Origin of the sequence: Micrococcus sp. HSID17227, assembly GCF_003989405.1 — a bacterium.
GTDB lineage: Bacteria > Actinomycetota > Actinomycetes > Actinomycetales > Micrococcaceae > Micrococcus > Micrococcus luteus.
Genome location: NZ_RBLN01000056.1, coordinates 1 through 10,064 on the forward strand (window position 1 = coordinate 1; position 10,064 = coordinate 10,064).

General features: G+C 72.5%; 8 protein-coding genes. All 8 read left to right on the top strand.

Going from position 1 to position 10,064, the window contains the following annotated elements; all coding sequences use genetic code 11:
- On the top strand, positions 1-791 hold a 791-nt coding region (locus D8M29_RS04870), incomplete at its 5' end, for a hypothetical protein (RefSeq protein ID WP_238693331.1).
- Positions 784-2,409, top strand: coding sequence for a methionine--tRNA ligase (gene metG, locus D8M29_RS04875; RefSeq protein WP_095353811.1), 1,626 nt, complete (start codon positions 784-786; stop codon positions 2,407-2,409). The genes D8M29_RS04870 and metG, both read left to right, overlap by 8 nt.
- Positions 2,410-2,480: 71 nt before the next feature.
- Positions 2,481-3,557 (top strand): 3-isopropylmalate dehydrogenase, encoded by a 1,077-nt coding sequence (locus D8M29_RS04880; RefSeq protein WP_127445822.1) that lies wholly within the window; start codon positions 2,481-2,483, stop codon positions 3,555-3,557.
- 187 nt (positions 3,558-3,744) lie between these two features.
- Positions 3,745-4,794, top strand: a complete 1,050-nt coding sequence (locus tag D8M29_RS04885; protein ID WP_051995178.1) for a branched-chain amino acid aminotransferase — start codon at positions 3,745-3,747, stop codon at positions 4,792-4,794.
- A gap of 25 nt (positions 4,795-4,819) precedes the next feature.
- Positions 4,820-7,081, top strand: a complete 2,262-nt coding sequence (locus tag D8M29_RS04890; RefSeq protein ID WP_041103186.1) for a carbon starvation CstA family protein — start codon at positions 4,820-4,822, stop codon at positions 7,079-7,081.
- Between the two features lies 1 nt (position 7,082).
- Positions 7,083-7,328: a YbdD/YjiX family protein gene (locus D8M29_RS04895; RefSeq protein ID WP_080772545.1), complete on the top strand. Its 246-nt coding sequence runs from the start codon at positions 7,083-7,085 to the stop codon at positions 7,326-7,328.
- A gap of 194 nt (positions 7,329-7,522) precedes the next feature.
- Complete coding sequence (locus D8M29_RS04900; RefSeq protein ID WP_041103184.1) at positions 7,523-8,317, top strand: fumarylacetoacetate hydrolase family protein; 795 nt, start codon at positions 7,523-7,525, stop codon at positions 8,315-8,317.
- A 50-nt stretch (positions 8,318-8,367) separates the two neighbouring features.
- Positions 8,368-9,945 carry a glutamate--tRNA ligase gene (gene gltX, locus D8M29_RS04905; protein WP_049145177.1) on the top strand — a complete coding sequence of 526 codons (1,578 nt, stop codon included), beginning with the start codon at positions 8,368-8,370 and terminating at the stop codon, positions 9,943-9,945.
- The last annotated feature ends 119 nt before the right edge of the window (positions 9,946-10,064 follow it).

A 10,064-nucleotide genomic window follows, 5' to 3' on the forward strand; every position in this document is an offset into this window, starting at 1 on the left:
TCACGCCTCCGGGCGTGCAGGGCCGCTGGGCCCGGCGCGCGGCGGGCGGGCTGATCGGCGTCAGCGTCCTGCTCGCCACCTGGTCGTTCGCCCTCCCCTTCGTGTTCGGGCTGGGCCCGCGGCAGGTGCCGTGGTGGCGCGAGGTCTTCGACGTGAACCACGAGGCCAACCTCACGGCGTGGTGGAGCTCGGGCCTGCTCCTGCTGGGGGCCGCGGGCTTCACCACGGTGGGTCTCGTGCGTCGCGCGCTGGGGGCGGACCGGCGGCGGAGCCTGCTCGCGTGGTTGACCCCCGCGGCCCTGCTGGCGACCATGAGCCTGGACGAATCGACGCAGCTCCACGAGCAGGCCGGCCAGCTGTGGGAGGTCCTGCCGTTCGCGGGGGAGAACCCGCTGCCCGCGTTCCAGTGGCTGATCCTCGGCGCGCCGGCCGCGATCGTCGTCCTCGGGCTGCTCGCGCTGTGCACCGTCGCCCTGCCCCGCCGGACCCGAGCGCTGACGGTGGCGGGCGGCGCGGTGTTCTTCGTCGGCGCGATCGTCCTCGAGGCGGTGCCGCTCGTCTTCGGGATCGGGCGCAGCACCCTGGCCTACCACGTGGCGACGCACGCGGAGGAGCTGACCGAGATGATCGGGGCGTCCGTGCTCGTGGTGGCCCCGTGGGCCCACCTCCACCTGCGGCCTGCGCCGGGCCATCTGCAGGTGACCGCCGACGGCGTCCCGGACGTCGGCGCGGACGACGTCGTCCTCGGCGCGGGCCCCGGCCCCGCCGGTAGACTCGACGACTGTGACTGACGCCCGCGCCCCGTACTACCTGACCACGGCCATCTCCTACCCGAACGGCGAGCCGCACATCGGCCACGCCTACGAGTACATCGCCTCGGACGCGATGGCCCGCTTCCAGCGGCTCGACGGGCGGGACGTGCGCTTCCTGACCGGCACGGACGAGCACGGCCAGAAGATGGAGCAGACGGCGCAGCAGCAGGGCGTGAGCGCCCTCGAGCTGGCCACGCGCAACGCCGCCGTCTTCAAGGAGATGGACGACGACGTCCTGGACATCTCCTACGACCGCTTCATCCGCACCACGGACACGGACCACGCCGAGGCCGTCCGCGAAATCTGGCGGCGGATGGAGGCCAACGGGGACATCTACCTCGGCTCCTACGCCGGCTGGTACTCCGTGCGGGACGAACGCTACTTCGGCGAGGACGAGACCGAGGTGGGTCAGGACGGGGTGCGCCGCGCCGTCGAGACCGGCACCGAGGTGACGTGGACGGAGGAGGAGTCCTACTTCTTCCGCCTGTCCAAGTACCAGCAGCCGCTGCTGGACCACTACCGCGAGCACCCGGACTTCGCCGCCCCCCGGTACCGCTTCAACGAGGTCATCCGCTTCGTGGAGGCCGGGCTCGAGGACCTGTCCATCTCCCGGACCTCCTTCCAGTGGGGCATCGACCTGCCGGCGCCCGCGGACCCCGACGCCGGCGACGCCGACCGGCGCGCCGACCACGTCACCTACGTCTGGGTCGATGCGTTGACGAACTACCTCACCGGCGCGGGCTGGCCGGCGGAGGACCCGGAGGCGTTCGCGCGCTACTGGCCCGCGGACCTGCACGTGATCGGCAAGGACATCTCCCGGTTCCACTGCATCTTCTGGCCCGCGTTCCTCATGTCGGCCGGCCTCGAGCTGCCGCGCCGCGTCATGATCCACGGCTTCCTGAACAACAACGGGGCCAAGATGTCCAAGTCCCTGGGCAACGTGGTGCACCCGCGGGAATGGGTGGCCCGGTACGGCCTGGACGCCATTCGCTTCTTCCTGCTGCGCGAGTTCCCGTTCGGCGCGGACGGCTCCTACAGCCACGAGGCCGTGGTGAGCCGCAAGAACGCGGACCTGGCCAACAACCTCGGCAACCTCGCCCAGCGCTCGCTGTCCATGGTGGCCAAGAACTGCGGCGCCGCCGTGCCCGAGCCGGGCGAGTTCACCGAGGCGGACCGCGCCGTCCTGGCCCAGGTCGACGCCCTGCTGGAGCGCTCCCGGTCCGCGTACGCGGTGCAGGACTTCCACGACGCGCTCGAGGAGACCTGGCGCGTGCTCGGTGAGATCAACGCCTACTTCGCGGACCAGGCCCCGTGGGTGCTGCGCAAGACGGACGAGCCGCGCATGCGCACGGTGCTGTACGTGACGTTGCAGGCCGTGCGCCGGGTGGCCCTGCTCGCGCAGCCGGTGATGCCCGGCTCGGCCTCGCGGCTGCTGGACCTGCTCGGCGTCCCCGCCGAGGGCGACGCCGGCCGCACCGGCGCGTCCGGCACCGGCCCGCGGTCCTTCGCCGCGTTCCACGAGGACCTGGTCCCCGGCACCCCGCTGCCCGCCCCGCAGCCGGTCTTCCCGCGGCACGAGGAGCCCGCCGAGGACTGAGTCCGTCCGGAGGGTGAGACCGGGTGTCACACGATGTGGTCCTCACGCGTGCCGCGCGTAGCCTGAGGGCCATGACCGAGACCACACGCAGCTCCGCAGACCCCTTGGACATCGCCGTCATCGGCGGCGACGGCATCGGCCCCGAGGTCACCGACCAGGCCGCCGCCGTCCTGCAGGCGGCGCTGCGTGCCGAGGGGCGTCCGGAGGCCCGGCTCACCCCGTATCCGCTGGGTGCGGAGCACTGGCTCGAGACCGGCGAGGCGCTCACGGACGAGGTCCTCGAGTCCCTTCGCCGCCACGACGCGATCCTGTTCGGGGCCGTCGGCGCCGCGCCCGGGGACGAGCGCATCCCGTCCGGGCTGATCGAGCGCGGCATGCTGCTCAAGCTGCGCTTCGCGCTGGACCACGGCGTGAACCTGCGCCCGGCCACCCTGCTGCCCGGCGCCGTCAGCCCCCTGGCCGCGCCCGGCGAGATCGACTTCACCGTGGTGCGCGAGGGCACGGAGGGGCCGTACGTGGGCAACGGCGGTGCGATCCGCGTGGACACCCCGCACGAGATCGCCACGGAGGTCTCCGTGAACACGGCGTTCGGCGTGCGCCGCGTCGTCGAGGACGCCTTCCGTCGCGCCGACGCGGGCGAGCGCAAGCGCCTCACGCTCGTGCACAAGCACAACGTCCTGGTCCACGCCGGCCACCTGTGGCGCCGCACCGTGGAGTCCGTGGCGGCCGACTTCCCCGCGGTCACCTGGGACTACATGCACGTGGACGCCGCCACGATCTTCCTGGCGACGGACCCGGCCCGCTTCGACGTGATCGTGACGGACAACCTGTTCGGGGACATCATCACGGACCTCGCCGCCGCCGTGACCGGCGGCATCGGGCTCGCCGCCTCCGGCAACATCAACGTCGAGGGCACGGCGCCGTCGATGTTCGAGCCGGTCCACGGCTCCGCCCCGGACATCGCGGGCCAGGGGATCGCCGACCCCGTGGCCGCCATCCTCTCCGCCGCCCTGCTGCTGGAGCACGTGGGCGAGGCCGGCGCGGCCGCGCGCGTGCGCACCGCCGTGTGGGCGCACCTGAAGGACCGGGTGGCCGGCGCGCGGGGCCACAACGCCGAGGTGGGCGCCGACGTCGCCGCGCGGGTCTGACGCGCGGGCTCGGCGCGTCGACGCCGGGTCTAGGATGGGGCGACGGCCTGTGGCGTGTGCCACGCCCGGCGCCGTGGCCCCCCGCGCGTCGTGCCCGGCACCGGAGCCGTCCCCATCTGCCACCGTCACGAGGAGTGATCCCACCGTGTCCGAGACCGTGTTCACGCGGCAACCGCATCTGTCCCCGATGTCCGATCAGCAGCGCGTCGAGATCCTCCAGGACCCCGGTTTCGGCAACGTCTTCACGGACCACATGGTCTCGATCGACTGGACCTGGGACGAGGACGGCGGCGCGTGGCATGACGCCCGCGTGGAGCCCTACGGACCGCTGTCCCTGGACCCCTCGGCCGCGGTGCTGCACTACGGCCAGGAGATCTTCGAGGGCCTGAAGGCCTACCGGCACGAGGACGGCTCGGTGTGGACGTTCCGCCCCGAGGCCAACGCGGCCCGCCTGAACCGCTCCGCCCGCCGCCTGGCCCTGCCGGAGCTGCCCGAGGAGCTGTTCCTCGGCTCGCTGCGGGCCCAGCTCGAGGCGGACCGGGCCTGGGTGCCCACCGGCCCGGGCCAGTCCCTCTACCTGCGCCCCTTCATGTTCGCCTCCGAGGCGTTCCTCGGCGTCCGCCCGGCCCGGCAGGTGCGGTACATGGTGATCGCCTCCCCGGCCGGCAACTACTTCGGCGGCGAGCTCAAGCCGGTGACCATCTGGGTCTCGCGCGACTACGCCCGCGCCGGCAAGGGCGGCATGGGCGCGGCCAAGACCGGCGGCAACTACGCCGCCTCGCTGCTGCCCCAGCTGCAGGCCGCGGCCCAGGGCGCCGACCAGGTCGTGTTCCTCGACCAGTACAACGACGACGCGATCGAGGAGCTCGGCGGCATGAACGTGTTCTTCGTGCACGCCGACGGCCGACTCGTCACCCCGGCGCTCACCGGCACGATCCTCGAGGGCGTCACCCGCTCCTCGATCCTCCAGCTCGGCCGGGACATGGGCCTGACCGTCGAGGAGCGTCGCGTCACCCTCGCCGAGTGGGCCGAGGGCGTCCGCTCGGGCGAGATCACCGAGGTCTTCGCGTGCGGCACCGCCGCCGTCGTGACCCCGATCGGCCGTCTGCTCGACGGCGACGACGTGATCGAGTCCGCCGGCGGGGCCGACGTGGCCCTGAAGATCCGCACCGAGCTCGAGGGCATCCAGACCGGGCGCGTCGAGGACCGCCACGGCTGGCTGCACCGCCTCGTCTGACCCCACCCCACGAACGGAGACCCCCGTGAGCTCGCACCGCTCCTCCGCGGCCGCCGAGGGCGCCCCACTCCCGGCCACGACGCCGGAAGACCTCCCGCCCACCGAGGCCGCCGGCCGGCCCCGCTGGACGCCCGCGAAGATCGCCGTCTGGGTGGCCGTCGCCCTGCTCGGCGGCGTCGCCTGGACCATGCTCGCCCTGCACCGCGGCGAGACGATCAACGCGATCTGGTTCGTGTTCGCCGCCGTGGCGACGTTCGCGATCGGCTACCGCTTCTACTCGAAGTACGTCGAGCGCATGATCGTCCACCCGGACGACACCCGCGCCACCCCGGCCGAGTACCGGGCCGACGGCCGGGACTACGTGGCCACCGACCGCCGCGTGCTCTACGGCCACCACTTCGCGGCCATCGCCGGCGCCGGTCCGCTCGTGGGCCCCGTGCTCGCCGCGCAGATGGGCTATCTGCCCGGCACCATCTGGATCATCGTCGGCGTGATCCTGGCCGGCGCGGTCCAGGACTACCTCGTCCTGTTCTTCTCGATGCGCCGCGGCGGCCGCTCGCTCGGCCAGATGGCCCGGGACGAGCTGGGCCGCGTCGGGGGCACCGCCGCGATCGTCGCGACCCTGCTGATCATGGTGATCATCACGGCCATCCTGGCCCTCGTGGTGGTCAACGCCCTGGGCGAGTCCCCGTGGGGCGTGTTCTCCGTGGCCATGACCATCCCGATCGCGCTCTTCATGGGCGTGTACCTGCGCTGGATCCGCCCGGGCCGCATCACCGAGATCTCCGTGATCGGGTTCGTCCTGCTCCTGGCGGCCATCATCGGCGGCGGCTGGGTGGCCGGGACCGAGTGGGGCGCGGCCCTGTTCACCCTGGACCGCGTGACCATCGCGTGGGGCATCATCATCTACGGCTTCGTGGCCGCCGTGCTGCCCGTGTGGCTGCTGCTCGCCCCCCGCGACTACCTCTCCACCTTCATGAAGATCGGCGTGATCGCCGGCCTCGCCGTGGCCATCGTGATCGTGCAGCCGCAGATCACCGCCCCGGCGATCTCCGAGTTCGCCTCGGGCCAGACCGGTCCGGTGTGGCCGGGCTCCCTGTTCCCGTTCCTGTTCGTGACCATCGCGTGCGGCGCCCTGTCCGGCTTCCACGCGCTGATCGCCTCGGGCACCACCCCGAAGATGGTGGAGAAGGAGCGCCAGACCCGCTTCATCGGCTACGGCGGCATGCTCATGGAGGCCTTCGTGGCGGTCATGGCGCTCGTGGCGGCCGTGTCCATCGACCGCGGCATCTACTTCGCCATGAACGCCCCCGCCGCGCTCACCGGCGGCACCCCCGAGACGGCGGCCGCCTGGGTGATGAGCCTGGGCCTGGCCGGCGTGGACGTCACGCCCGAGCAGCTCACCGCGCTGGCGAACCTCGTGGGCGAGGACACGGTCGTCTCCCGCACGGGTGGCGCCCCGACGCTCGCCGTCGGGCTCTCGATCATCATGGGCCAGCTGATCGGCGGCGAGGCCCTCATGGGCTTCTGGTACCACTTCGCCATCATGTTCGAGGCGCTGTTCATCCTCACCGCCGTGGACGCCGGCACCCGCGTGGCCCGCTTCATGCTCCAGGATTCCCTGGGCAACGTGGTCCCGCGCTTCAAGGACACCGGCTGGCGCGTGGGCGCCTGGGTGTGCACCGGCATCATGGTGGCCGCGTGGGGCGCCGTGCTGATCATGGGCGTGACCGACCCGCTGGGCGGCATCAACACGCTGTTCCCGCTGTTCGGCATCGCCAACCAGCTGCTGGCGGCCATCGCGCTCGCGGTGGTCCTGGCGATCGTGGCCGGCCGCCGGCACTTCCGGGGCCTGTGGATCGTGGCGCTGCCGCTGGCGTTCATCACCGTGGTCACCACCGTGGCGTCGTTCCAGAAGATCTTCTCCTCCATCCCGGCGGTGGGCTACTGGGCGCAGCATCGCGCGTTCCAGGACGCGCTGGCGGCGGGGAAGACGAGCTTCGGCGCCGCGAAGTCCGTGCCGGCCATGGAGGCCGTGGTCCGCAACACCTTCATCCAGGGCACGCTCTCCGTCGTCTTCCTGGTGTTGGCGCTGATCGTCATCACGACGTCGGTGCTCGCCACGGTGCGCGCCTTCCGCGGCACCGAGGTCATCGACCACCAGGACCCGTACGTGCCCTCGCAGCGCTTCGCCCCGGCCGGGCTGTTCGCCACGGCCGAGGAGAAGGAGCTGCAGCGGCAGTGGGACGCCCTGCCGGCGGACCGGCAGCCGGTGCGGGGTCACTGACGTGGCCGATCCGCGCGCGACGCCGGCCGGGCCCTCCACCGCGGAGGGCTCGGCCGGCCCGTCACGGCCCGGGGTGTGGGCCCGGGCGCGCTGGTGGGTCCGCCAGCTCTCCGGTGAGGGGAAGTACGACGCCTACGTGGCCCATCACCGGGCCCACCACCCGGGGCGGGCACCGATGACCGAGCGGGAATTCTGGCGGGCCGAATACGCCCGCCAGCAGGCGAATCCGGGCAGCCGCTGCTGCTGAGCGGTCTCGACCCGCCCTGCACCGCGCCGCACCGCACCCCGCTGAGCCAGACGAATCCGCCCGCGAGCCAGACGAATCGGTCGCCCCGGGCCGTCGGGCGCGGCCGAATCGTCTGGCTCGCGGCGTCAGCGGGGTCGGCATCGGGTGGGGTGTCCGGCGACGGCGCCCGCTGCTCACCCACTAGGCTGGCAGGCATGCGCATCGCCCGTTTCGTGGACCAGGCCGAACCGACCTACGGCATCGTGGAGGGCCCGGCCGACGCCGACCCCGCCGAGCTGAGCATCACCGCCCTGCAGGGCGACCCGTTCTTCCACGGGATCCAGCCCACCGGCACCACGCACCGCCTCGAGGACGTGCGCCTCGTGGCGCCGATCATCCCGCGCTCCAAGATCGTCGGCGTCGGCCGCAACTGGGCTGACCACGCCAAGGAGCTCGGCAACGAGGTGCCCACCTCGCCCCAGTTCTTCCTCAAGCCGAACACCTCCGTGGTGGGTCCGAACGAGCCCGTGACCCTGCCGAGCTGGTCGGACGAGGTCTCCTACGAGGCCGAGCTTGCCGTCGTCATCGGCACCATCTGCAAGGACGTGCCGGTGAGCCGCGTGGACGACGTCGTGTTCGGCTACACCGTGGGCAACGACCTCACCGCCCGCGACGCCCAGCGCACCGACCTGCAGTGGGCCCGCGCCAAGGGCTTCGACGGCGCCTGCCCGCTGGGCCCGTGGATCGAGACCGAGCTGGACGTGGAGCCGGCCGGCGGCCTGCGCATCACGTCCCGGCTCGACGGCGAGACCCGCCAGGACGGCACGACGGCGGACATGGTCTTCGGCGTCCGCGAGCTCGTGGCCGCGGCCTCGGAGATGTTCACCCTCCTGCCCGGCGACGTGATCCTGACCGGCACCCCGGGCGGGGTCGGGACGGTCCAGGAGGGCCAGCGCGTCGAGGCCGAGGTCGAGGGGATCGGCGTCCTGGCCACCGTCTTCCGCCGCTGACGCGGGCGCCCGACGACGCCGTCCGGGCCCCCGCGTAGACTCGGGGCATCATGACTGACGCCACCGCTCCCGTGTCCGAGAACGCCCCCGCCCCCTTCGCCGACGTCCCCCAGGTGGACGCCGAGACCCCCGTGCGCGTGCGCTTCGCCCCCTCGCCCACCGGCACCCCCCACGTGGGGCTGATCCGCACCGTCCTGTTCAACTGGGGCTGGGCGCGGCACACCGGCGGCACCCTCGTGTTCCGCATCGAGGACACGGATGCCAAGCGCGATTCGGAGGAGTCCTACCAGCAGCTGCTCGAGGCGATGCGCTGGCTCGGGATCGACTGGGACGAGGGCGTCGAGGTCGGCGGCCCGCACGAGCCGTACCGTCAGTCCCAGCGCGGGCAGATCTACGCGGACGTGATCGAGAAGCTCAAGGCCGGCGGATACATCTACCCGTCCTACTCGAGCCCCGAGGAGACCGAGGCCCGTCACCGGGCCGCCGGCCGCGACCCCAAGCTCGGCTACGACGGCCACGACCGCGACCTCACGGACGAGCAGATCGCCGCCTTCGAGGCCGAGGGCCGCGCGCCGGTCTGGCGGCTGCGCATGCCGGACGAGGACATCACCTTCACCGACCTGGTGCGCGGGGAGATCACCTTCAAGGCCGGCTCCGTGCCGGACTTCGTGGTGGTGCGCGCGGACGGCTCGCCGCTGTACACCCTCGTGAACCCGGTGGACGACGCGCTCATGGGCATCACCCACGTGTTGCGCGGCGAGGACCTGCTCTCCTCCACTCCGCGCCAGATCGCGCTCTACCGCGCCCTGTACGCGATCGGCGTCGCCCGGTACATGCCGGTGTTCGGCCACCTGCCCTACGTGATGGGCGAGGGCAACAAGAAGCTCTCCAAGCGCGACCCGCAGGCCAACCTGTTCCTGCACCGGGACAACGGCTTCATCCCGGAGGGCCTGCTGAACTACCTCGGCCTGCTGGGCTGGTCCCTCTCCGCGGACGAGGACATCTTCACCCCGCAGCAGTTCGTGGAGCACTTCGACGTGCACAAGGTGCTGGCCAACCCCGCCCGCTTCGACGAGAAGAAGGCGATCGCGATCAACGGCACGCACGTGCGCATGCTCGACGTGGCCGACTTCCGTGACCGTCTCGTGCCCTACCTGCACGCGGCCGGCCTCGTGGGCGAGCACCTCACGGATCGGGAGATGCAGATCCTCACCGCCGCGGCCCCGCTCGTGCAGGAGCGCGTGCAGCTGCTCGGCGAGGCCGTCGAGATGCTCGCCTTCCTCTTCACGGCGGACCGGGACGTCCGGACGGCCGAGGGCGCCCTCAAGGGCATGCCGGCGGACCTGGGGGCCGCCGTCGCCGCGGCCCGGGAGGCGCTGGCCGCCCTGCCCGAGGACGAGTTCACCACCGAGCGGATCGAGGCGGCGCTGCGGGCCGCCCTCATCGACGGCCTGGGCCTCAAGCCGCGCCAGGCGTTCGGCCCGGTGCGCGTCGCGGTGACCGGCCGCAAGGTGTCCCCGCCGCTCTTCGAGTCGCTCGAGATCCTGGGCCGCGACTCCGCGCTCGCCCGCCTGGACCGCTTCGCCGCGGAGCAGGGCCTGGACCAGGGCCGGCCCGCCGACGCATGAGCACCGACCACCTGACCGCCGTCTCCGAGACCACGGACCGCCCCCGCGTGCCGGTCGTCCTCTTGTACGGGGACGTGGACCTCAACGTCCTGGACGGATCCGCTGTCTGGCTGGGGTCC